This is a genomic window from Variovorax sp. UMC13, assembly GCF_014170375.1.
GTDB lineage: Bacteria > Pseudomonadota > Gammaproteobacteria > Burkholderiales > Burkholderiaceae_C > Variovorax.
The window spans coordinates 344426-367505 of the sequence record NZ_LZZW01000018.1; the positions used below are offsets into that span (position 1 = coordinate 344426).

Below are 23080 nucleotides of genomic sequence, written 5' to 3' on the forward strand. Positions count from 1 at the left end.
ATCGTGGCACCACCGGACACTTTTCGGAGAACTACGATGATGAGAACTGTCAGCCGACGCGCCTTCCTCGCGGGGTCCTCCGCTTTGGCGCTCGGCTTGTCGGCTCCCGCCATCGCCGGCGCGCCGATCCTGCTGGTGCGCGGCGCCATCGAGGGCGCCGATGCGGCCGGCAACCGGCGCTTCGACCTCGAGGCGCTGCAGGCCATGCCGCAGACCGCCTTCAAGACGGCCACTCCCTGGAACAAGACGCCGGTCACCTACAGCGGCGTGGCGGTGGGCACCTTCCTGAGTTCGCTCAAGGCCAAGGGCAGCCGGGTGCGGCTGATCGCGCTCAACGACTATGCGGTGGTGGCCGACATCGAGGACCTGGCCAGCAACGGCGCGATCCTGGCCATCGCCAAGGACGGCGCCCCCTTGCCGATCGCGGACAAGGGGCCGATCTTCGTGGTCTTCCCCTTCGACCGCGATTCCAAGCTGCGCTCCGACAGCTTCTATCTCTACGCGGTCTGGCAGCTGTGCCAGATCGACGTGCTCTAGGACCGTGCGGATGAGGATGCTGCCGTGCGCCTCGACACCGACGCCGCGGTCGCCAGGGCAGGTGCGCGACGCACGGGACCGGGCCACGGCGTCGGTGCGCGCGGCCCATGAAGGATCGCGATCTTGAAACCCCTGCGCCACTTTCGAACCGTGCTGATGGCGGTGGTGGCGCTGGTGGTGGCAGGCATTGCGGTGACGGTCACGCTGGCCAACTACCTGATGTGGAGCTCGCAGTCGACGCGCTTCAACATCACGATCGAGAGCGGCCAGCTGTCGGCCGAGCTGTTCCGCTTCGAGCTGTCGGTGGCCGAGCGCTTCCTGCCGGGCTCGCAGACCAGCCAGGCCGAGGTGGAGCTGCGCTACCAGATCCTGCTCAACCGCCTCGAGATCATCCGCAACAGCGAGACCTTCACCGCGCTGACCCAGGTGCCGGAGGGCGCCGCCGAATACGCCGATGCGGCGGCGGCGATCCATCGGGTGGAGCCCCGGCTGGCCGAACTCGGCGATCCCGCGGCGGCGCGCGAAGTGCTGAGCGAACTGCTGCCGCTGAACGGCCGCATCCTGCGGCTTGCCTCGAGCGCGCAGACCGTGCTGACCGACAACATCTCGCGCAAGCAGGAGAACCTCGGCCGGGTCATCGCCGGCGTGTCGGTGATCGTGGTGGTGCTGGTGCTCGTCGGCCTGGCGCTGATGGGCTTCGTGCTGCGGCTCAAGCGCCGGTCGGACCGCGATGCGCGGCACGACGCCCTGACCGGCGTGCTGAACCGGCACGGCTTCAACGTCGCACTGGCGAGCCAGCCGCCCGGCGGGGCCTGCGCGATCGTGCTGCTCGACATCGACCATTTCAAGGAGATCAACGACCGTTTCGGGCATGACGCGGGCGACGTCTTCCTGATCCAGTTCGCGGCGCGGCTGGCCGAGGTCGTCGATGGCGCGCAGCTGGTGGCGCGGCTGGGCGGCGACGAGTTCGCGATCGTTTTCCTGGGCCCCCGCGCGGGCGAACGGGCCGAGGCCTGCTGCGAGCGCATCGCGAAGTCGCTGGCCGCACCCTTCGACGTGGGCGACGCCCACCTGACGGCCACCGCCAGCATGGGCATCGCCTTCAAGGCGGCGGGGGAGGCCGACGACGCCGGGGCCCTGATGAAGAGCGCCGACATCGCGCTCTACGCGGCCAAGGGCGCGGGGCGGGCGCGCCATCTGCTCTTCGATCCCGCGATGCGCGACCGGGCGCTGCGCGAGCAGCGGCTGCGCCAGGGGCTGGCGGAAGCCGAGAAGCGCGCGGAATTCCATCTGCGCTTCCAGCCCATCGTCGATGTCGACGGGGGCCGCACCGTCGGCTTCGAGGCGCTGCTGCGCTGGACCCACCCCGAACTGGGCCATGTATCGCCGGCCGATTTCATCCCGGTGGCCGAGCGCAGCGGCCAGATCGTCTCCATCGGGCGCTGGGTGGTGGAAGAGGCCTTCCGCGACGCCGCCACCTGGCCCGACGACGTCTTCATCTCGATCAACCTCTCGGCCCGGCAGTTCGCCGATGCCACCTTCTGCGTGTTCGTGGAGCGTGCGCTGGCGCGCTTCGCCATCCGGCCCGAACGGGTGATCTTCGAGATCACCGAGAGCGTGCTGCTGCACAACAACGCGGCCGGCATCATCAGCCGCTTCCGGCGCCTGGGCGTGCAGGTCGCGCTCGACGATTTCGGCACCGGCTTCGCCTCGCTGAGCTACCTGCGGCGTTTCGAGCTCGACAAGATCAAGATCGACCAGTCCTTCATGCAGGCTGGCCACACCGATCCGCGCAACGCGGTGATCGTGCGCGCCATCTGCAGGCTGGCCGAGGAGCTCGACCTGGAGATCATCGCGGAGGGCGTCGAGACGGCCGAGCACCTGGCCTTCGTGCGCTCCATCGGCTGCCGCCTGGTGCAGGGCTTCTACTTCAGCCGGCCGCTGCTGGCGCAGGACTGCGCGAGCCGGTGGCAGGCGGCCCCGGTGGCCTGAGCGAAAAAGCGCCCGCGATCTCGCCAAAGCTTGATCCAGCGCAAGACATGGCCGGAAAAGTTGCCCGCGACCTCGCCGCGCGGCCGGCTTTGCGCGGACACTCGGCGACCTGTTCACGAGGAGATGTCATGCAATTCGTCGTCCACAACGGCTCGGGGAACCAATGGTTCTGGGAGCTTCGCTCCAGACACGACAACGCGCTCTTCGCGCGCAGCGCGCAGGCCTTCGCCGACCACGATGCGGCCCTGGCCTCGGTGCTGGCCGTGCGGGCGGCCGCGGGCATGGCGCCCACGCTCGACGAGCTGGGCTTCCCGCCGCCGGCAGGCCCGGGACCCGCGGCCAACTGAGGGGGCGGCCGAGGCTGGGCTCTCCGGTTTCCTGGTGCGCAGCCTGCGGAGCGTATTCCCGATCAAAAAGAGAACTAAAGTTTCTTGAAAAACGCGGGATTTGTCACTGATTGCGGGGTCGGACCGCCCTGGGGCCCGTGCATTCCAGGCGAAAGAACGGCTTAATCGGGGTGCCGGCGAGGTTTGTCACAGATTGTTAAGTGAGAACAAAATGCCTCACGCAATCGGGCCCTCGCCGACGCTCGCCATCCCTCGTTCAAGCTGGAAAAAGACATGACGACCGATCTTCGCCGCATTGCACTGACCGTCGACGAGCCGTGGCCCGGCATGTACTTCTGGGTGCTCCAGGAGGAGAACGACGACGCCGGCATCTACGAGCCCATCGATTCGGCGGAAGCGCCCGCGAGCAGCTACCACTCGGCACTGGCCGCCGGCTACATCGCATTGCAGGCCGTGTGCGGCCAGACCGGACCGCGCCGCGGCGGCGCCGTCTCCCCCATGTTCATCAGTCCCTCGATCGACCTGCAGCACACCACGCTGCAGTGATCCCGCCGGGCCAGCGCGGTCCGGACCGTAGCGAAAAAAAGGCCGACCCATTCGAAGGAATGGGTCGGCCTTGCTTCATCTGGCCCGTTGCGATGTTCCGTCAGGCGCTCGGCGGGACGGGCGTGGGGCCATCGGACGCTTGACGGACCGACACCGACAGTTCGCCCGCCTGCGAGACTTCACCGGTGGAGGTCTGTGCGAAGGCGCGCTGCTGGTACATCGTCTGGCGCCGCGCGCGCGTGTTGCGCACCGCGACGCTCTGGCGCTTGACCAGCTCGCGCACCCCGTCTTCGGCCGCGATCAGCGCATTGCGTGCCTTGAGCATCTGGCCCACGCGGTCCGGTTCCGGCCACATCCAGGTCGGCAGCAGGGCCCAGGACGCCTTCAGCGGGTCGCGCAGCTCGTCGTACGCGCGCTGGTCGGCCTTGTAGGCCGCTTCCAGCGCTGCGACGGCTTCTGCAAATTCCAATTCCCACTGACTCATAAGATCTCCGGTTGACGCACCAGTATGTTCGCGTCGAACTGTTACCCAATGTTAACTTCTTCACGGCAGCGGGCTTTGTTCACGGGGGAGGGCAGGCGCTTTCGCTGCATGGCGAGGCCTGTGGGGGACGCGGAAGGGAAGGGTCAAGGGACGCGAGGGCAAAGGTGAATTCTTTGGTATTCATCGCTCGCGGGAGGGCCTGAAAGAAGGCGGTCGAGGGCTGCAATTTGCCTCGGCTGCGCACGATTCCTGACCGGTGCCCGGCGTGGCGTGACATGCCGCAACGCGATACTCGACGGGTGTCACTCCACCTGCTCCATCAACTCGCCCAATCCCGCCTGCCGGTCACCGTCTTCCCTGGAAAGGACGTCGACGGCTTGCGCGTGCTCCAGCTCGCGGGCCATATCAAGGCGACGATTCCCTTGCCCGTGCGCACGCTGTCGGGCCACGACCAGCCGCCCGCCACGGTGACCGCCGTCACGCCGCTCGGGCGGCAGATGGTCAAGCGATTTCCGGTGCTGCGCTCGCGCTGAACCAGCGGCGCGACCGGTGCCCTAGGTCGACGAGCCTTCGTGGACGCTGGTCGAGCCCTCCTGCAGGGTGGCGATCGAGCGCCTGACGCGCCGCGCCAGCGCGTCCGTCAGGGGGCCGTTCGGACGCGCGAATGCAATCACCGCGCCGAGCCCCACCACGGCCAACGCGAACCAGAGGGCCAAGAATTCCGCATTCGACAGTGTTTGCATGGTGTGTCCTCGAATGGCGCCCGGGGCGGGGGCTGGGAGGGCAGTCTGCGCTGCGCCATGCCGCACTTCAATACGCCGTTTGGCTAGGCCGGTCGGCGCGATGGCCGATGCCCACGCTCAGCGCCGCACCAGGGCGACCAGGTACCTGCAGACCTTCTGGCCGGGGTTGAAGAAGCTGCAGTCGACCGGCGGGCCCAGCTGCAGGCAATCCCCGTGGTTCAGCCTGTGGACCGTGGTGCCTTCCTGGAACTCCAGCGTGCCCTCGGTGACGAGGATCTGCTGGTGCTGGAACACGAAGGCGGTGGCGGGGTAGGGCACCCGCACGTTGGCCGGCAGTTCGATCTCGAGCAGCTCGAGCATCCCGTGGTCGGGCGGCGAGAGCGCGCGCCGCAGGTAGCCGGTCTCGGGATCGCGCCAGACCGGCTGCGTCGCCCGCACGCTGATCCGCTCCCCCTGTTTCTCGGCCAGTGCCAGCAGCGCCGACAGCGCCATCCCGAACGCCCCCGAGAGCTTGCCGAGCACGGTGGCCGTGGGGCTGGCCTCGCCGCGTTCGATCTTGCTGATCATGGCCTTGGAGACGCCGGAACGCTCCGACAGGTCGGCCAGCGACAGGCCGCGCGCCACCCGTTCTTTCTTGATGGAAGCCGAGATCGCGTCGGTGGGGTCGTCGTTCATGTGCCGCTATTGGATCAAAAAAAAATCTTTCAAAGTAGTTGATCGTCTACTATGATGGACGAACTGAACACCCATCGCCGTGGCGCCAGCGCCAGCTTTCGCCGCGATGCACCGCCACAAGGAGAGAGACATGCGCCGTGAAATCCATCTGAACGCCTTCGACATGAACTGCGTGGGCCACATCCAGCAGGGCTTGTGGACGCACCCCCGCGACCAGTCGGCGCGCTACCTCGACATCCACTACTGGACCGACTACGCACGTCGCCTTGAGGCCGGCCTGTTCGACGGCATCTTCTTCGCCGACGTGGTGGGGGTCTATGACGTGCTCGGCGGCAACGCCGACGCGGCCCTGCGCGGCGCGGTCCAGGTGCCGGTCAACGACCCGACCCTGCTGATCCCGGCCATGGCCGCTGCGACCCGGCACCTGGGCTTCGGCGTGACGGCCAACCTGACCTACGAGACTCCCTACCTCTTCGCGCGCCGCATGTCCACGCTCGACCACCTGACCGGCGGGCGCATCGGCTGGAACATCGTCACCGGCTACCTGGACAGCGCCGCGCGCGCCGTCGGCCTCACCGGCCAGACCGCGCACGACGACCGCTACGACCTGGCCGACGAGTACATGGCGCTGGTCTACAAGCTCTGGGAAGGCAGCTGGGAAGACGGCGCCGTGCTGGCCGACAAGGCCCGCGGCCTCTACGCCGACCCGGCCCGGGTGCACGCGGTGCACCACCAGGGGCCGCAGTACAAGGTCGACGCCATGCACCTGAGCGAACCCTCGCCGCAGCGCACGCCGGTGCTCTACCAGGCCGGCTCGTCGGCGCGCGGCTCGCGCTTTGCCGCGACCCATGCCGAATGCGTGTTCGTCAACGGCCAGAGCAAGCCGGGCGTGAAGAAGATCGTCGACGACATCCGCCAGCAGGCGGTGCAGCGCGGGCGCGCCGGCAGCGACATCAAGGTCTTCCTCGGCGCCACCGTGGTGACCGGGCGGACCGAGGCCGAAGCGCAGGAGAAGTACGCCGAGTACCGCCGCTACGTGAGCTCCGAGGCGGCGCTGGCCCATGCCGCGGCGTCGATGGGCATCGACTTCGCCAAGTACGACATCGACGAGCCGATCGAGACCGGCAAGAGCCAAGCCATCGTGTCCAACGTCGAGGCCATGACGCGCAGCGCCGGCCCGCAATGGACCCGCCGCAAGCTGCTCGAACAGATGGTGCTGGGCAGCCGCCAGCCGCCGATGGTCGGCTCGGCCGAACAGATCGCCGATGCCCTGATCGCCTGGACCACCGAGGCCGACGTCGACGGTTTCAACCTCTCGCGCACCGTGGTGCCCGAGTGCTTCGACGACTTCATCGCGCTGGTGGTGCCGCTGCTGCAGGAACGCGGCGTCTACAAGACCCGCTATGCCGAAGGCTCGCTGCGCGGCAAGTTGTTCGGCCAGGACCGCCTCCCGGCCAGCCACCCGGTGGCCCAGCACCGCCGGCCCGCCGCGGCCTGAGCCCCAGCCCCTATTCATTGGCAGGAGACGACATGCTCGACAAGCAAAGCTACAAGGAAGCGATGGCCAACCTCGGCGCCGCCGTGAACGTCATCACCGGCCACGCCGCCGAGGGCCGCGTGGGCTGCACGGTCTCGGCCGTCTGCAGCGTGACCGACGAGCCGCCGACGCTGCTGGTCTGCATCAACCGCAGCAGCCAGAACAACGCGGCCTTCAAGGCGGCCGGCGCGCTGTGCGTCAACGTGCTCTCGGCCGACCAGCGCGGCATCGCGGAGCGCTTCGCCACCAAGAACATCAGCGCCGACGAGCGCTTCGGCCTGGCGCAGTGGGATGTGCTGGCCACCGGCGCGCCGGCGCTGCGCGATGCGCTGGCCTCGCTCGATTGCGAGATCGTCTCGGCGATGGAGGTCGGCACGCACACGGTGTTTTCCTGCACCGTGAAGGCGGTGCGCACCGCCGAGCGCGGCGACGGCCTGGTGTATTTCGGGCGCGGCTACCACCGGCTCAACCAGGCCACCTCGGCCCTGCGCTGAACCCCGCCACCGAGCCGATGCCCATGGTCGACCCCTACCGCCACAAGGCCCGCTCGCTGGCCATCCTGCTGCTGTGCGAGGTCGGCGCCATGACGGTCTGGTTCTCCTCGGCCTCGGTGGTGGCGACGGTCAAGCAGAGCCAGGCCGTGAGCGCGCAGGCCGCGGCGCTGCTGACCAGTTCGCTACAGGCCGGCTTCGTGGTCGGCACCATCCTGAGCGCGCTGTTCTCGCTGGCCGACCGCTTTGATCCGCGCCGGCTGTTCATGGGCTCGGCCCTGGTGGCCGCGGCCGCGACCGCCTGGCTGGTGTTCCTGCCGCCGACCGGCACGCTGGTCTATGCGCTGCGTTTTCTCACCGGGATGTGCATGGCCGGCGTCTACCCGGTCGGCATGCGCCTGGCCGCCACCTGGGCGCGTGGCGACCTGGGCCTGCTGATCGGCCTGCTGGTCGGTGCGCTGACTCTGGGCTCGGCCAGCCCGCACCTGCTGGCGGCCAGCGGCGGGCTCGACTGGCGCTGGGTCTATGCCGTCGCCGCGGCCTGCGCCGCGCTGTCGGGGCTGGCGGTGCTGGCCTGCGAACTCGGGCCGCACATGAAGCGGGCCGCGCGGCTGGACCTGTCGGCCTTCACCCAGGCCTGGCGCGACCCGGCCGTGCGGCTGGCCAACCTGGGCTACCTCGGCCACATGTGGGAGCTCTATGCGATGTGGGCCTGGCTCGCGGTCTTCCTGCAGGCCAGCTTCAGCCTCAACGGCATGGCCGACGCCGGCCACAGCGCCAGCCTCTGGACCTTCGCCACCGTGGCGGCGGGCGTGCTCGGCGCCTGGGGCGGCGGCGTGCTGGCCGACCGCATCGGCCGCACCGCCGTCACCATCGCCGCCATGGCCACCAGCGCCGCCTGCGCGCTGCTGATGGGCTGGCTGCTGGGCGCCTCGCCCTGGGTGGTGATCCCGGTGGCGCTGGTCTGGGGCGTGAGCGTGATCGCCGATTCCGCGCAGTTCTCGGCCAGCATCGCCTAGCTGGCCGAGCCGTCCTCGGTCGGCACCCTGCTGACGGTGCAGACCTGCGCCGGCTTCCTGCTGACCCTGGTCAGCATCCACCTGGTGCCGCACGTGGTCGCCCTCGCGAGCTGGCCGGGCGCCTTCGGCATGCTGGCCATCGGGCCCTTGCTCGGCTGCGTGGCGATGTTCCGCCTGCGGCAGCGGCCCCAGGCCCTGCGGCTGGCCGGCGGCAGGCGCTAGCGGCGCCGCCGCCTCGACTTCTTCTTTTCTCCGACCTCCACGCGACGCGAATCATGAGTGCCTATCCCGAAATCCGCCTGCTGATCGACAACCAATGGCGGCGCTGCGCCGACAGCCGCCCGGTGCTCAACCCTTCGGACGAGGCCGAGATCGGCCGGGTGCCGGTGGCCGGCCCCGACGACATCGATGCCGCGCTCGCCTCGGCCGCGCGCGGCCTGGCCGTCTGGCGCCGCACCGCGCCGCAACAGCGCGCCAGCGTCATGCTGCAGGCCGCGGCCCTGATGCGCGAGCGGGTCGAGACCATCGCCCTGGCGATCACGCTGGAGCAGGGCAAGCCGCTGGCGCAGGCCCGGGCGGAGGTGCTGCGCGGTTGCGACCTGATCGCCTGGGACGCGGAGGAGGGCCGCCGGCTCTACGGCCGCGTGATCCCGGCCGAGCCCGGCATGCGCCACACCGTGGTGCGCGAGCCCGCAGGCGTGGTGGCGGCCTTCACGCCCTGGAACTTCCCCATGAGTTCGCCGGCGCGCAAGGTCGGCGGTGCGCTGGCCGCGGGCTGTTCGATCATCCTCAAGGCGGCCGAGGAAACGCCCGCGGGCGCCGTGCTGCTGGCCCAGGCCTTCGTCGACGCGGGCCTGCCGCCCGGCGTGCTCAACCTGGTGTTCGGCGATCCGGCCGCGATCTCGTCGCGGCTCATCGCCGACCCGGTGGTGCGCCTGGTCACCTTCACCGGCTCGACCGCCGTCGGCAAGCACCTGGCCGAGCTGGCGGGCCGCCACATGAAGCCGGTGATCATGGAGCTCGGCGGCCATGCGCCGGTGATCGTCTGCGAGGACGCCGACCCGGTCGCGGCCGCGATCGCCTGCGTCAAGGGCAAGCTCAACAACGCGGGCCAGGTCTGCGTCGCGCCGACCCGCTTCTATGTGCACGCCGCGGTCTACGACGCCTTCGTCGCGGCCTTCAAGGCCGAGGCCGATGCGGTCCGCGTCGGCCCCGGCACCGCCCCCGGCAGCGACATCGGCCCGGTCACCAACGCCCGCCGCCTCGAGGCGCTGCAGGCCATGGTCGACGATGCGGTGGCGCGCGGCGCGCGCCTGGTCTCGGGTGGCCATCGCATCGGCCGCACGGGCTACCACTTCCCGCTGACGGTGCTGGCCGAGGTGCCGGACGATGCGCTGGCGATGCGCGAGGAACCCTTCGGCCCGCTGTGCCTGATCGCGCGCGTGGCGAACCTCGGCGAGGCGATCGCCAAGGCCAACAGCCTGCCTTTCGGGCTCGCGGGCTATGCCTTCACCGAATCGGCGCGGAATGCGCACGCGCTGGGAGAAGGCCTCGAGCTCGGCAACCTGGCCCTCAACCACCTGGTGTCGGCCGTCAGCGAGACCCCCTTCGGCGGCGTCAAGGACAGCGGCTACGGCCGCGAAGGCGGCACCGAGGGCCTCGAGTGCTACACGCACGCGAAGTCGATCTCGCACAAGGTGCACTGAGCACCCGCCACGAAGTTCCTCGAAGGACACACCGGGAGCCGCAAGGCATCCCGTGGCCTTCGCACGCCACCCCTTTTCAACCAAGGAGACAAAAATGAGTTGGTTTCGTTCTCTGGCCCTGCTGCCCGTCGCATCGGTGCTGCTGGGTCCCTTCGTCGGCAACCGCGTCGCACCCCTGGTGCTGGGCATGCCTTTCCTGCTGGCCTGGATGTCGCTGACCCTGGTGCTGACCTCGGTCGTGATGGCGATCGTCTACCGCCTCGATCCGGCCAACGCCGGCCCCGAGCACGCGGTGGGAGAGGGCGAATGAACATCTCCATCGTCCTGATCTTCTTCACCATCGCGCTGGTGCTCTGGCTGGGCCTGCGGGCGCAGCGCGGCAAGGACATGAACCTCGAGCAGTGGACCGTGGGCGGACGCGGCTTCGGCACCGCCATCGTGTTCCTGCTGATGGCCGGCGAGATCTACACCACCTTCGTCTTCCTCGGCGGCAGCGGCTACGCCTATGGGCACGGCGGGCCGGCCTACTACATGCTGGGCTACGGCAGCCTGTGCTTCATCCTCTCGTATTGGCTGCTGCCGCCGATCTGGCGCTATGCGCAGCAGCGCAAGCTGGTCTCGCAGCCGGACTTCTTCGCCGCGAAGTACGACAGCCCGGCACTCGGCATCCTGGTCGCGGTGGTCGGTGCGGTGGCGCTGATTCCCTACCTGGTGCTGCAGCTGCGCGGCCTGGGCATCATCGTCAGCGTCGCCTCCTACTCGGTGATCAGCTCGACGCAGGGCACGGTGATCGGCGCGCTGGTCATCACGGCCTATGTCATGGTCTCGGGCATCCACGGCTCGGCCTGGACCTCGGTGCTCAAGGACATCCTCGTGATGGGCGTCGCGATCTTCCTCGGCCTCTACCTGCCTTTCCACTACTACGGCGGCATCGGCCACATGTTCGAGGCCATCGAGCAGGCCAAGCCCGGCTTCCTGGCCCTGCCGGCCAAGGGCGAGAGCGCGGTCTGGATGGTCTCGACCATCCTGCTGAGCACCCTGGGCTTCTACATGTGGCCGCACATGTTCATGGCCTCGTTCTCGGCCAAGGGCGAGCGCGGCCTGCGCAAGAACGCCTTCGTGCTGCCGATCTACCAGCTGATGCTGCTGTTCATCTTTTTCGTCGGCTTCGCTGCGGTGCTGCAGGTGCCCGGGCTCAAGGGCGCCGACATCGACCTGGCGCTGTTCAAGATCTCGATGGCCACCTTCGACCCCTGGGTGGTGGGCCTGATCGGCGCGGCCGGCGTGCTGACCGCGATCGTGCCCGGCTCGATGATCCTGATGGCGGCCGCCACGCTGGTGGCGAACAACATCTACGGCCCGCTGCGCGCCCGTTCCAGCCAGATCCGGATCATCAGCGTGGCGCGGCTGATGGCGCCGGCGGTGATGGGCGTCGCGCTGTGGTTCACGCTGCAGGGCGGGCAGACCATCGTGGCGCTGCTGCTGATGGCCTACAGCCTGGTGACGCAGCTGTTCCCGGTGCTGCTCGCCAGCCTGCTGCGCGTCAACCCGGTGACCAAGGTCGCGGCCTTCGCCAGCATCCTGGTCGGCGAAGCCGCCGTGGCCGTGTTGTCGCTCAACAAGCTGTCGGTCGCCACGCTGTTCCCCTTCCTGCCCGACGCGCTGAAGGACCTGAACGTGGGCATGGTCGCCCTGACGCTCAACGTGCTCACGCTGATCGTGGTGTCCGCGCTGACCCGGGCGCCGCGCCACGCCGGCCCGCGCCTGCAGCAACAACAAGGATGAACGCCATGCAACCCGCTGTGCCCTTCCTGCTCGAAGCGCCGGATCTGGACGGCTGGCGCGCCGGCAACACCGGTGTCGAAGGCGTCTGGCAGTTCGATTCGGGCCTCGCCGGGCGCCATGTGCTGATCACGGCGCTGGTGCACGGCAACGAACTCTGCGGCGCCTGGGCGCTCAAGGGCCTGCTCGACGCGGGCCTGCGCCCGCGCCGCGGCCGCCTGACGCTGGCCTTCTGCAACCTCGCGGCCTTCGACCGCTTCGACCCTGCCAATCCGGATGCCGCGCGCTTCGTCGAGGAAGACCTCAACCGGCAGTGGTGGCCCGAGCGCCTGCGCCAGCCGACCAGCCTCGAACGGCGCCGCGCCGCCGAGCTCGCGCCCTTCGTCGAGGCCGCCGACTGGCTGCTCGACCTGCATTCGATGCACGAGCCCGGGCTGCCGCTGACGCTCACCGGCCTGGCGGCAGCGAACGTCGACTTGGCCGTCGCCATGGCCTCGCCGGAGCACATCGTGGTCGATGCCGGCCACAAGGACGGCGTGCGGATGCGCGACTTCGGCCGCTTCGGCACGCCCGAGAGCATCGCCGCGGGCGCGCGCTCGCTGCTGGTGGAGTGCGGCTTCCACGGCGACCCGCACAGCCGGCGCGTGGCGCAGGACCAGTGCGCACGCTTCCTGGTGGCCGCAGGCAGCATCGACGCGGCGGACGGCGCCGCCGGGCTGCCCGGCTGGCGCTTGCCCGATGCCGACGGCCAGTGGGTCCTCGAGGTGACGGGCGGCGTGGTGGCGCGCGACGAGACGGTGCGCTTCTCGCAACCCTTCCAGGGCCTCGAGGTGATTCCGGCGGCGGGCACGGTCATCGGTTTCAATGGCGAGCCGATCGTGACACCCTACGACGACTGCGTGCTGGTGATGCCCTCGCTGCGCCAGGCACGCGCGGGCGTCACGGTGGTGCGCTTCGCACGCCGCCGGCGCGCACGGCCTGTTTCAACCGAGGAGCTTCCATGAACACCGCCAACCCCGACGCCGGCATTCGCCTGATCGACTGCACCGAGGCCGAGCACGCGGGTGCCATCCTGGCGATCCTGAACGACGCCATCGTGCATTCGACCGCGCTGTACGACTACGTGCCCCGGCCGCCGGAAGCCATGGCCGCCTGGTTCGCGACCAAGCGGGCCCATGGCTTTCCGGTGATCGGTGCGGTCGACGCGGAGGGTCGGCTGGCCGGCTTCGCCAGCTGGGGCACCTTCCGGGCCTTTCCGGCCTACAAGTACACGGTCGAGCACAGCGTCTACCTGCATCCCGCGCACCGGGGGCGGGGACTGGGGAAGCTGCTGATGGCCGCCCTGATCGAACGGGCGCGGGCGGCCGAGGTGCATGTGCTGGTGGGGTGCATCGACGCCAGCAACGGCGCGAGCATCGGCTTGCACCAGCGGCTGGGCTTCAGCCACTGCGGGACCTTCGGCCAGGTCGGCTTCAAGTTCGGGCGCTGGCTGGATGCGGCCTTCTACCAGCTCGAACTGGAGACGCCGGCGCAGCCGGTGGACGGCTGAACGGTCCGGCGTCGACAGGGCCTCAGCTGTCGTCGTCGACGCTGGCGCTCCAGCGCGAGCCCCAGCTGCGCGAGGCGTCGTCGAGGTGGCGCCGGTCCTTCTTGGTCGGGCGGCCCTGCTCGATGCTCAGCGCCGGCTCGCTGCCCATGCGGCGCTGCTCGCGCGCCGCCGCCTGGGCCGCGAGGCTCTCGGGCGTTTCCTCGTAGAGCTGCTGCGCCACCGGCGCCGGCCCGCGCTGGCCGCTGATGCCGAGCACCCGCACGGTGCGATGGGCAGGCCCCTGGCGAAAGGCCACGGTGTCGCCGGCCTTGACCTCGCGCGAGGCCTTGGCCACGTCGCCGTTGACCTGCACCCGGTTCTTGCCGATCTCCTCGGCCGCCAGCGAGCGGGTCTTGTAGAAGCGCGCGGCCCAGAGCCATTTGTCGATGCGCAGACGGTCCATTCCTGTCCTTATCCTTTGTCCAGCGGCAGATGCACGATGGCATCGAGCCCGACGACGCGGCCGTCGCTGACCCGATTGTCCAGTGTGATCCTGCCGCCCAGCGCATGCACGATTTCCCGACAGATCGTCAGGCCCAATCCCGAGCCGCTGGCCATGTCGCCGGCCGCGAAGGGCGCGAACAGGCGCTGGCGCAATTCCGAGGAGATGCCGGGGCCGGCATCGCGCACCCGCAGCACGGCGTGCTCGCCATCGGCGCGCACCTGCACCGAGAGCTCGCCGCCGGCCGGGCTGTGCTTGATGGCGTTGTGCAGCAGGTTGCGCGCGAGCTCCTGCAGCATCCATCGGTGCGCGTGCACCGGCACGGCCATGGCGTCGAGGTCGAAGTCGAGCGCGCGGTCGGCGATCAGCGGCGAGATGTCGAGCGCCACCTGGCGCACCATCTCGCCGAAATCCAGGGTGCTCGATTCGGGCTGCTGGCGCAGCTGCTCCACCTTGGCCAGCGACAGCATCTGGTTGGCCAGCAGGGTGGCGCGCGTCACCGTGTCGGCGATCTCGCCCAGGGCCTGGTCGGCCGGCACGTCGCCGCGGCGGGCCGACTGCACCTGGGCGGTGAGCACCGCCAGCGGCGTGCGCAGCTGGTGCGCGCTGTCGCGCACGAAGCGTTTCTGGTGGTCGAGCAGGGCCTGCAGCCGGCCCATCACGCGGGTGGTGGCCTCGACCAGCGGGCGCAGTTCGCGCGGCGCGCCAGCCGCATCGATGGGCGACAGGTCGTCGGCCGGGCGCGCCTCTATGGCCTCGCCCAGCGTGCGCACCGCGCGCGTGGCGCGCTGCACCACCAGCGCGGTCACCGCCGCGATCACGCCCATCAGCACGGCCTGGCGCCACAGGGTGTCGAGCAGCAGCTTGCGCGCCAGCGTCTCGCGCAGCTCCAGGGTCTCGGCCACCTGCACCACGGCCATGCCGCGGCCGGTCGAGCTCGCCACCGGCTGCAGCAGCACCGCCACGCGCACCGGGTGCGCGCGGAACTCGGCGTCGTAGAAATCGACCAGCGAGGCATAGGGCGGCCGGATCGGCAGCTGGCCGCGCCAGAAGGGCAGCTCGTCGAAACCCGAGATCATCTCGCCGCGCATGCTGGACACGCGGTAGTACATCCGGCTCTGGTTGTCGGCCTCGAAGGCCTCGAGCGCGGAGTAGGGCACCACGGCGCGCAGCACCGCGGCATCGTCGTAGCCCACCACGTCGAGCTGCTCGCCGATGGTCTTGGCCGAGGCCAGCAGCGTGCGGTCGTAGGCCAGCGTGGCGGCCGCCAGGCTCTGGCGGTAGAGGCTCACGCTGTTGATCGCGATCACCACCGCCACCGGCACCAGGATGCCGAGCAGCAGGCGGGCGCGCAGCGAGGACGCGCGTTCGACCATCAGGATTTCTCTTCGCGCAGCAGGTAGCCCAGCCCGCGCAGCGTCATGAGCGCGGCGCCGGTGCCGGCGAGCTTCTTGCGCAGGCGGTAGACCACCACCTCCACAGCCTCGTACTGCACGTCGACCTCGCCGGGGAACACCAGTTCGAACAGCCGTTCCTTCGCCACGGCGTGGCCCGGGTTGGTCATCAACGCCTTGAGCAGCGCCAGCTCGCGCGGCGTGAGTTCCAGCACCTCGGCGCGGTGGTAGATGGCGCCGCTGTCGGCCTCGTAGCGCAGGCCGCCCACGGGCCGCGGGCCGTCGGGCGGCGCGCCCGCCTCGGCGCCCTGGTGGCGCCGGCGCAGGGCGCGCAACCGCGCCTCCAGCTCGTCGAGGTCAAAGGGCTTGGGCAGGTAGTCGTCGGCACCGGCGTTGAGGCCGACGATGCGGTCGCCCACCGTGCCGCGGGCGGTCAGCAGCAGCACCGGCGTGCGCAGGCCGGCGGCGCGCGCCCGCGCCAGCACCTGCAGGCCGTCGAGGTTGGGCAGGTTGAGGTCGAGCGCCACCACGTCGGGCTCCAGCGCCTGCCACTGGGCCACCGCCAGCGCGCCGTCGCCGCAGACCCGCACGTCGATGCGGCGGCGGCCCAGCGTGCGTTGCAGCGTGGTCTGCATGGTGGGGTCGTCTTCGACGAGCAGCAGCTTCATGAAGGAAGGAGGGGAGGCAGGTGTTTACCCCAGTTCGGCGGACAGCCAACTGACAGCGGGGCGGCGCATCATAGCGGCGTTCAGGTTCTACTCAGCTTCCATGGCATAAGGAGACATACGATGCGTCGCGATACCTTTTTGAAGTCACTGGCCGCACTGGCCGCGGCGGGCGCCTTGCCCCTGTCGGCCCATGCCGCACCCAACGTCAAGATGATGATTCCGGCCAACCCCGGCGGCGGCTGGGACACCACCGGGCGCGCGCTGGGCAAGGCCCTGACCGATGCCAAGGTCGCCGACACCGTGACCTACGACAACAAGGGCGGCGCCGCGGGCGCGCTGGGCCTGGCGCAGTTCGTCAACGGTTCCAAGGGCGATCCGAATGCGCTGATGGTCATGGGCTCGGTCATGCTGGGCGGCATCATCACCGGCAAGCCGCCGGTCAAGCTCGAGCAGGCCACGCCGCTCGCGCGCATCACCACCGAATACAACGTGTTCGTGCTGCCGGCCAATTCGCCGTTGAAGACCATGAAGGACGTGGTCGAGCAGCTCAAGAAGGACCCGGGCAGCGTCAAGTGGGGCGGCGGTTCGCGCGGTTCCACCGAGCATATCGCCGCGGCCATGATCGCGCAGAAGGTCGGCGCCGACCCGTCGAAGATCAACTACGTGGCCTTCCGCGGCGGCGGCGAGGCCACCGCGGCCATCCTGGGCGGCAACGTCACGGTGGGCGGCAGCGGCTACAGCGAATTCGCCGAATACATCGCGACCGGCAAGATGCGCGCCATCGCCGTCACCTCGGCCAAGCGGCTGCCCGGCATCGACGTGCCCACGCTCAAGGAACTGGGCATCGACGTGGAGATCGGCAACTGGCGCGGCGTCTACGGCGCACCGGGCCTGACGGCCGACCAGCGCAAGGCCGCCATCGACATGCTGCAGGCGGCGCTCAAGAGCGGCGCCTGGGCCGAGGCGCTGAAGAAGAACGACTGGACCTCGTCGGTGCTGACCGGCGACGCCTTCGCCAAGTTCGTCGACGACGACTTCGCGAGCCTGCGGGCGATCATGGCCAAGTCCGGAATGATCTGACTCGCCCCCGAGGGGGCGCGCACTTCGTGTCGCTTCCCTTCCCCCATCCGGGGGCGACACCGGCGGCCCGGCAGAGCCGGTTCCGCGGTGTCCCTGGTGTTCTTCGGGCTCGCGCACTTCGTGCGCATTGCCTTGGCTTCTAGCGGGAGCCTTTCTATTTTTTCCACGACTGTGGGAGCAAAAAATGACAACTCCAGAATCCTCGGTCGCGTCGCCTGCTGCGGCGCTGTGGCCGCAGACGCTGGTCGGCGCGGGTGTGCTGCTGACCGGCATGGCGCTGGCCTTCGGGGCCATCGACATTTCGTCCGAGGCCGGCTACGGCGGCGTCGGGCCCAACTTCCTGCCCTGGCTGGTGTCGATCGTGCTGATGCTGTGCGGCGCCTGGATCCTCTGGGAAGCGCGCACCGGCGGCTTCCGCGAGCTCGATGCGCCCACGGGGGCCGAGGGCGCCTACTGGCCCGGCTTCGTCTGGGTGTCGGCGGGGCTCTTGCTCAACGCGGCGCTGATCACCTCGCTGGGCTTCATCCTGAGCTGCACGCTGTGCTACGTGATGGCGGTGCAGGGACTGCGCCGCGCGAGCGGGCAGCCGGGCGTGAACGCGCCGCGCACCTGGGTCATCGACGCCGTCACCGGCGCGTTGATCGCGGCGCCCGTGTTCTGGACCTTCACGAAATTCCTGGCCATCAACCTGCCGGGCCTGACTTCCACCGGGTGGCTCTGACATGGACATCTTCAATGCCCTGATGGCGGGCTTCGCCACCGCCATCACCCCCATCAACCTGCTCTGGTGCCTGGTCGGCTGCGCGCTGGGCACGGCCGTCGGCGTGCTGCCCGGCATCGGCCCGGCCGTGGCCGTGGCGATGCTGCTGCCGATCACCGGCAAGGTCGACATCACGGCCTCGATGATCTTCTTCTCGGGCATCTACTACGGCGCCATGTACGGTGGCTCGACCACCTCGATCCTGCTCAACACGCCTGGCGAGACGGCCAGCATGGTGACGGCGATGGAGGGCAACAAGATGGCCAAGAGCGGCCGCGCGGGCGCCGCGCTCGCCACCGCGGCCATCGGCTCCTTCGTGGCCGGCACCATCGCCACCGTGATCGTCACGCTGTTCGCGCCCTTCGTGGCCGAGTTCGCTGTCAAGTTGGGTCCGCCCGAGTATTTCCTGCTGATGCTGCTGGCCTTCACCACGGTGAGCGCGGTGCTGGGCAAGAGCACGCTGCGCGGCATGACGGCGCTGTTCATCGGCCTGGCCGCGGGCTGCGTCGGCCTCGACCAGATCTCGGGCCAGGGCCGCTACACCGGCGGCATTCCCGAGATGCTCGACGGCATCGAGATCGTGCTGGTCGCGGTCGGGCTGTTCGCGGTGGCTGAGGTGCTCTACGCCGTGTTGTACGAAGGCAAGGTGGTCGAGGGCCAGAACAAGCTCAGCCGCGTGCACATGAGCAAGCGCGACTGGAAGCGTTCGGTCCCGGCCTGGCTGCGCGGCACCGCCATCGGCACGCCCTTCGGGTGCATCCCGGCCGGCGGCACCGAGATCCCGACCTTCCTGAGCTACGCGATGGAGAAGAAGCTGGTCAAGAACCCCGAGGACAAGGCGGAGTTCGGCACCAAGGGCGCGATCGAAGGCGTGGCCGGCCCCGAGGCCGCCAACAACGCGACCGTGACCGCGGCCCTGATCCCGCTGCTCACGCTGGGCATCCCGACCAGCAACACCACGGCCATCCTGCTGGGCGCGTTCCAGAACTACGGCATCCAGCCCGGCCCGCAGCTGTTCACCACCTCGGCCGCCTTGGTCTGGGCGCTGATCGCCTCGCTCTACATCGGCAACGTGATGCTGCTGGTGCTGAACCTGCCGATGGTGGGTCTGTGGGTCAAGCTGCTGAAGATCCCCAAGCCCCAGCTCTACGCCGGCATCCTGATCTTCGCCACGGTCGGTGCCTACGGCATGCGCCAAAGCGCCTTCGACCTGTTCCTGCTGTATGCCATCGGCGTGCTGGGCGTGATCATGCGGCGCTTCGATTTCCCGACCGCGCCGGTGGTGGTCGGCATGATCCTGGGCCCGCTGGCCGAGGCGCAGCTGCGCAACGCGATGTCGATCGGCGAGGGCAGTGCGATGGTCTTCTTCCAGCGCCCGATGTCGATCACGCTGGTGGTGGTGATCCTGGCCGTGCTGACGCTGCCGCGCATCGCGAAGGCGATGGCGATGCGCAAGGAGCGCGCGCAGCTCGCCTGAGCCGCAGCGCCGCCCGATCTCAGCGCCCGGAAGAAAGTGAGCCGGGTTGCGCCGCAGCCGCGGCCACCGGCTCGGCCGGGAGCGTCGGCCGTACCCTGGGGCCAGGCGTGAACTGGATGAACACCTGCGCGGTCGCGTACGACAGCCAGAGCTTGCGCCAACGCAGGAAGTCCAGGCCCAGCAGCATCTCGGCCTGCTTGTCCGAGGGGTCCTGCACCAGGACCGGCGCGCGCGCGAAAGTGGCTCGCCCCACACGCATGCTCGCAAAGCGGTGGCGATGCGCCGCGACCGACAGGCCGTTCATGCCCGTCAAGGCGCCCATCGGTTCCTGCGCGAGCACCGCCGGGTCGACGCCGGCGGCAATTGCCGCGTCGTGGCTCACCAGGCTGCGCTGTGCCCCGGTATCCACCAAGGCCAGTACCGGATGGCGGTTCAGGACCACGGGAATCAGCAACGCATTCTCCGCGCTGTGCACCGCGTCGATGCGGTCGTGGGCTCCCCGCCACGGCACGAAGTCCCCGGTGCAATCGGAGAGCGCATTGACCGGGTAGAGCGTCATCGTCTGCTTCGGAAAGTCGAGCTCGACGTCATAGGAGGCGAGGAGGTCGGCGCCCAGCAGACCTACGGGAGCCTGCGGATCACCGTCGTCCCCCGCGCGCGCGATCTCGGCCACCGTCAGGTCGTAGCCCAGCCGTTGCGAGCTGCCGAACGTCAGGCGCGAGGCAGTGACCGCCGGCGTGGGTTGCGAGAGACCTCCCACACCACGGACCCGGACCCGGTGGCGCTCATTGGGCTCCAGTCCGAGGGCTTGCGCCATGGCCGGTGTGATGGTGCTGTGCTGCGCGCCGCTGTCGACCATCATGGGCAGCGAGCGGCCGTCGATGCCGATCTCGACCAGAAAACGTCCTTGGTAGAGCCGCATCGGCAACACCGCACTGGCGACAGGATGGCAGGTGGCGACGGCGGACGACGACGCCAACGGTGGCGTGTCGACCGCGGGGGGCGCTGGCATCGGCGAGGTCGTTTGCGCACTGACGCCGTGCACGCACATCGCCAATGCGACCATCAAAAGCCATGCAAAACGGGGAGGAATTTCGTGCGCAGCACCCGGATTCGTCCGAGCCATGGGGAAGCTTCCCGGTGCTTGTGGGTCTTGCTCAAGGGCGCTCTGACAGGCACCGCCGGTCGACGCAACGCCCCGGGGCGGTATGCGGCGCGTGTCGAGGCGAATGTTCGCGGCCGCGGAAAGGCAATCCCTGTGCTGGATCTTCGTCATGCTTGCATCCCTGTCGCTCGTTTTCTTTGTCCGGGGATGCTCGGTGCGATGCGCTGACTCAGGACTGACTTGCCGTCCTCGCCCGCCTTGACCCCCATCGCGATGGCGAGCGATGGGGCTCAGGTCGGCTCGGATCGACGCGACGTCGGGCCTCAGAACACGTAGCTCCCGCTCAACAACACCGCCCGCGGTGCGCCCGGCATCGAGGTGGCGCGCCAGTAGCGCTTGTCGCTCAGGTTGGTGACGGCGAGGGTCACGGTCCAGGGCATGGCGCGCCAGCCGACCGAGGCGTCCCAGCGGGTGTAGCCGGAGCGCTCGCTGAGGTTGTCGATGGCGTTGTAGATCGGGCCGCGGTAGGTCACGCCGAGTTCGCCGTACCAGGGGCTCTCGGGTGCATAGCGCACGAAGATGCTGCCGTTCTTGCGCGCGACGTTGGGCTTGAACTTGCCGACGTTGGCCGGCGTCGTGAGGTCCTGCGTGACCTTGGCCTGCTGCAGGCCCACGCCACCGCGCACGTACCAGCTCTTCGCGAGTCGGCCGGTGATGCTGGCTTCGAGGCCGCGCGAGCGCTCGGCGCCGCGCACCGCCCAACGAAAGGGATCCTTGTCGGGGTCGGGCCGGTAGCGGATGTTGAGCAACTCCAGGCTGTAGAGCGACACCTGGGTCGAGAGCCGGCCGCCGAGCCAGTCGCTCTTGGTGCCGATCTCGAACTGGCGCGAGACCTGCGGCTCCTCGTCGTAGACCGCGTTGTCCTCCACCGCCACACTGATCATGCCGCGCCCGCCGTAGGGCGAGAAGTTCTTGGAATACGAGGCGTAGAAACTGTGCGCGGGCACGGGTTGCCACACCACGCCGACGCGCGGGCTCAGCTGGCTGCCGTCGTAGCTGCGCTCCTTGTCGATGAGCACGTTGCGGCTCGCGAAGTCGAAGCTTTCCTGGCGGGCGCCGACCAGCAGCTTCCATTGCTCGCTCAGGCCGATCAGGTCCTGCACGTACAGCGCGCGCGATTCGGCGCGGTGCTGGTTCACGGTGCGGGCCGGACCGTGCGGCGGCTTGGGCACAAGCCACACCGGGTTGTACGGATCGACCGACGCGGTGTATGCCATGGCCGGGTCGGTGATCGAGGTCGACAGGCTGGGGTTGCGCTTCTCGGTGGCCAGCTCGAAGCCCAGCAGCAGGTCGTGCGTGATGGCGCCGGTCTTGAACTTGCCCGTCAGGTCCAGCGCGTTGGTGAAGGTGCGGTTGTCCGTCTGCTGCCAGGCGCGGGTGAAGGTCATGCGGCCGGGGGTGGTGCAGCGGCGGCCGTTGCTCAGGAGGGTGCCGTTCGGGCGGCAGTAGCTGCCGCCGTAGAGATGGTCGAAGTCCTGGCTGGCCTCGTGCAGCACGCTGGTCCACTTGAGCGACCAGTCGCTCGTGAAGTCGTAGCTCAGCACCGAACGCCACATCTTCATCCTGTCCTCGATGAAGTCGTCCGGATGCGCATAGGCGGTTCGGATCGACACGTCGGCCGGCAGGCTGTCGTAGGCAGGCGCGCGGTCGGGCCGGCGCCACACCGTGTCCTGCGTGTACTGGCCGAGCCAGCGCAGGCCGCGATGGTTGTCGTACAGGATGCTGGGCGACACCATCGTGTTCTCGTTCTGGATGCCGCTGCGGAAGCTGTCGGCCTGTTCGCGGTCCAGCGTCAGGCGCACCACGGTATTGGGGTTGATCTCGCGGTTGAGGTCGATGGTCGCGCCCCGGTTGTTCCACGAGCCGGCCCGCAAGCCGATGCTGCTGACCGCGTCGAAGCTGGCCTGCTTGCTCACCAGGTTGACGATGCCGCCGCCGCTGCCGCGGCCGTACAGCACCGAGGCCGGGCCTTTCAGGATCTCGATGCGCTCGACGTTGGCCGTGCTGCGCCGGATCTGCCCGCCGGCGCGCACGCCGTCGCGGTAGATGTCGCCCGAGCTGGCGTCGAAGCCGCGGATGGTGATGCCGTCGCCGCGCGTGTCGTAGGTGGTGTCGATGCCCGGCGTGCCGTCGAGCATCACGCTCAGGTCGTTGATGCCGTAGGTCTTGAACTTGCTCACCTCGATCACGTCGACCGTCTGCGGAATGTCCTTCAGGGGCAGGGCGGTCTTGGTGGCGGTCGAGACGCCGCCGCGGGGGCGGGCGTCGTCGGGGTCCAGCGCGTCGGCCGTGACCGTGACCGTGTCGAGGGCGCGCGCACCCGCGGGGTGCAGGGCGTCAGGGCCCTGTTGGGCATGGGCCGCCCAGACGGACGCCATGGCGGCGAAGCCGGCCGCGACCTGGCCGAAGGGGGGAGTGATGAAAGATCTGTAGCGCAACGAAAAGCCCTCCTCGTGTTTTTAGGAGGGGCGAGTCTACAGATAAAAACGATTCCCATTTAGATTCGTTGGAAACCTTGTGAACGAGACTGAGATAAAGGGAGAGGCGCTGGTGCGATAACTGGGATATACGGGGACAAGGCGGGATTTAGAAAACGGCCTCGGTGTAAATCAGTTACGCGGAGTGCAAACGGGCCGCGCAGCCCGTT

Annotated in this window: 25 protein-coding genes; 17 read left to right on the plus strand and 8 right to left on the minus strand. The window is 69.2% G+C overall.

All coding sequences use genetic code 11. The features are described 5' to 3' along the window. Positions 1–96: 96 nt before the first annotated feature. The 4 genes from A9977_RS16345 (at position 97) to A9977_RS16360 (ending at position 3422) form a co-directional block, all read left to right on the plus strand. Complete coding sequence (locus A9977_RS16345) at positions 97–537, plus strand: molybdopterin-binding protein (RefSeq protein WP_183025909.1); 441 nt, start codon at positions 97–99, stop codon at positions 535–537. 123 nt (positions 538–660) lie between these two features. Further along, positions 661–2529, plus strand: a complete 1869-nt coding sequence (locus tag A9977_RS16350; protein WP_183025910.1) for a bifunctional diguanylate cyclase/phosphodiesterase — start codon at positions 661–663, stop codon at positions 2527–2529. A gap of 128 nt (positions 2530–2657) precedes the next feature. Next, entirely contained in the window at positions 2658–2876 is a 219-nt protein-coding gene (locus A9977_RS16355) for a hypothetical protein (protein ID WP_183025911.1), read from the plus strand. A gap of 273 nt (positions 2877–3149) precedes the next feature. Further along, the gene (locus A9977_RS16360) at positions 3150–3422 is read left to right on the plus strand and encodes a hypothetical protein (protein WP_183025912.1); all 273 of its coding nucleotides are present in this window, start codon (positions 3150–3152) and stop codon (positions 3420–3422) included. 100 nt (positions 3423–3522) lie between these two features. Here A9977_RS16360 and A9977_RS16365 read toward each other — a convergent pair whose 3' ends face one another. Continuing rightward, positions 3523–3906: a hypothetical protein gene (locus A9977_RS16365; protein ID WP_183025913.1), complete on the minus strand. Its 384-nt coding sequence runs from the start codon at positions 3904–3906 to the stop codon at positions 3523–3525. 299 nt (positions 3907–4205) lie between these two features. Between A9977_RS16365 and A9977_RS16370 the strand changes: the two genes are divergently transcribed. Next, positions 4206–4439 (plus strand): hypothetical protein, encoded by a 234-nt coding sequence (locus tag A9977_RS16370; RefSeq protein WP_220811826.1) that lies wholly within the window; start codon positions 4206–4208, stop codon positions 4437–4439. Positions 4440–4460: 21 nt separating this feature from the next. Here A9977_RS16370 and A9977_RS16375 read toward each other — a convergent pair whose 3' ends face one another. Together A9977_RS16375 and A9977_RS16380 are read right to left on the minus strand one after the other, a co-directional pair. Next, on the minus strand, positions 4461–4649 hold the full coding sequence (locus A9977_RS16375) for a hypothetical protein (protein WP_183025915.1): 189 nt from the start codon (positions 4647–4649) through the stop codon (positions 4461–4463). 117 nt (positions 4650–4766) lie between these two features. After that, complete coding sequence (locus tag A9977_RS16380; RefSeq protein WP_183025916.1) at positions 4767–5324, minus strand: helix-turn-helix domain-containing protein; 558 nt, start codon at positions 5322–5324, stop codon at positions 4767–4769. A gap of 130 nt (positions 5325–5454) precedes the next feature. Between A9977_RS16380 and A9977_RS16385 the strand changes: the two genes are divergently transcribed. The 9 genes from A9977_RS16385 to A9977_RS16420 all read left to right on the plus strand — a co-directional run bounded on the left by A9977_RS16385 (position 5455) and on the right by A9977_RS16420 (position 13408). Further along, positions 5455–6822, plus strand: coding sequence for an LLM class flavin-dependent oxidoreductase (locus tag A9977_RS16385; protein WP_183025917.1), 1368 nt, complete (start codon positions 5455–5457; stop codon positions 6820–6822). 32 nt (positions 6823–6854) lie between these two features. Beyond that, positions 6855–7355, plus strand: coding sequence for a flavin reductase (locus A9977_RS16390; RefSeq protein WP_183025918.1), 501 nt, complete (start codon positions 6855–6857; stop codon positions 7353–7355). Between the two features lie 17 nt (positions 7356–7372). Beyond that, entirely contained in the window at positions 7373–8371 is a 999-nt protein-coding gene (locus A9977_RS16395; RefSeq protein WP_259651990.1) for an MFS transporter, read from the plus strand. Positions 8372–8407: 36 nt separating this feature from the next. Next, positions 8408–8593: a hypothetical protein gene (locus tag A9977_RS34310; protein WP_259651991.1), complete on the plus strand. Its 186-nt coding sequence runs from the start codon at positions 8408–8410 to the stop codon at positions 8591–8593. A 53-nt stretch (positions 8594–8646) separates the two neighbouring features. Continuing rightward, a complete protein-coding gene (locus tag A9977_RS16400) occupies positions 8647–10077 on the plus strand; it encodes an NAD-dependent succinate-semialdehyde dehydrogenase (protein ID WP_183025919.1) in 1431 nt (476 codons plus the stop codon). A gap of 94 nt (positions 10078–10171) precedes the next feature. Further along, positions 10172–10387, plus strand: a complete 216-nt coding sequence (locus A9977_RS16405) for a DUF3311 domain-containing protein (RefSeq protein WP_183025920.1) — start codon at positions 10172–10174, stop codon at positions 10385–10387. Further along, positions 10384–11862 carry a sodium:solute symporter gene (locus tag A9977_RS16410; protein ID WP_183025921.1) on the plus strand — a complete coding sequence of 493 codons (1479 nt, stop codon included), beginning with the start codon at positions 10384–10386 and terminating at the stop codon, positions 11860–11862. The genes A9977_RS16405 and A9977_RS16410 overlap by 4 nt, the downstream gene beginning before the upstream one ends. Before the next feature lie 5 nt (positions 11863–11867). After that, entirely contained in the window at positions 11868–12863 is a 996-nt protein-coding gene (locus A9977_RS16415) for a succinylglutamate desuccinylase/aspartoacylase family protein (protein WP_183025922.1), read from the plus strand. Next, the gene (locus A9977_RS16420; protein WP_183025923.1) at positions 12860–13408 is read left to right on the plus strand and encodes a GNAT family N-acetyltransferase; all 549 of its coding nucleotides are present in this window, start codon (positions 12860–12862) and stop codon (positions 13406–13408) included. Before A9977_RS16415 ends, A9977_RS16420 begins: the two co-directional genes overlap by 4 nt. Positions 13409–13430: 22 nt before the next feature. Here A9977_RS16420 and A9977_RS16425 read toward each other — a convergent pair whose 3' ends face one another. Genes A9977_RS16425 through A9977_RS16435 form a run of 3 tightly spaced genes read right to left on the minus strand, consistent with a single transcriptional unit; the run spans position 13431 to position 15951 of the window. Further along, entirely contained in the window at positions 13431–13850 is a 420-nt protein-coding gene (locus A9977_RS16425; protein WP_183025924.1) for an RNA-binding S4 domain-containing protein, read from the minus strand. An 8-nt stretch (positions 13851–13858) separates the two neighbouring features. Continuing rightward, complete coding sequence (locus tag A9977_RS16430) at positions 13859–15265, minus strand: sensor histidine kinase (RefSeq protein ID WP_183025925.1); 1407 nt, start codon at positions 15263–15265, stop codon at positions 13859–13861. Continuing rightward, positions 15265–15951: a response regulator transcription factor gene (locus tag A9977_RS16435; RefSeq protein ID WP_183025926.1), complete on the minus strand. Its 687-nt coding sequence runs from the start codon at positions 15949–15951 to the stop codon at positions 15265–15267. Before A9977_RS16435 ends, A9977_RS16430 begins: the two co-directional genes overlap by 1 nt. A 120-nt stretch (positions 15952–16071) precedes the next feature. Between A9977_RS16435 and A9977_RS16440 the strand changes: the two genes are divergently transcribed. The 3 genes from A9977_RS16440 to A9977_RS16450 all read left to right on the plus strand — a co-directional run bounded on the left by A9977_RS16440 (position 16072) and on the right by A9977_RS16450 (position 19268). Then, positions 16072–17031 (plus strand): tripartite tricarboxylate transporter substrate binding protein, encoded by a 960-nt coding sequence (locus A9977_RS16440; RefSeq protein ID WP_183025927.1) that lies wholly within the window; start codon positions 16072–16074, stop codon positions 17029–17031. A gap of 184 nt (positions 17032–17215) precedes the next feature. Continuing rightward, positions 17216–17752 carry a tripartite tricarboxylate transporter TctB family protein gene (locus A9977_RS16445; protein WP_183025928.1) on the plus strand — a complete coding sequence of 179 codons (537 nt, stop codon included), beginning with the start codon at positions 17216–17218 and terminating at the stop codon, positions 17750–17752. Position 17753: 1 nt separating this feature from the next. Continuing rightward, positions 17754–19268, plus strand: a complete 1515-nt coding sequence (locus tag A9977_RS16450; protein ID WP_183025929.1) for a tripartite tricarboxylate transporter permease — start codon at positions 17754–17756, stop codon at positions 19266–19268. Positions 19269–19287: 19 nt separating this feature from the next. Here the strand turns inward: A9977_RS16450 and A9977_RS16455 are convergent, their stop codons facing one another. After that, positions 19288–20544, minus strand: a complete 1257-nt coding sequence (locus tag A9977_RS16455; RefSeq protein ID WP_183025930.1) for a retroviral-like aspartic protease family protein — start codon at positions 20542–20544, stop codon at positions 19288–19290. A 152-nt stretch (positions 20545–20696) separates the two neighbouring features. Continuing rightward, on the minus strand, positions 20697–22871 hold the full coding sequence (locus A9977_RS16460) for a TonB-dependent siderophore receptor (RefSeq protein ID WP_259651992.1): 2175 nt from the start codon (positions 22869–22871) through the stop codon (positions 20697–20699). Positions 22872–23080 lie beyond the last annotated feature (209 nt).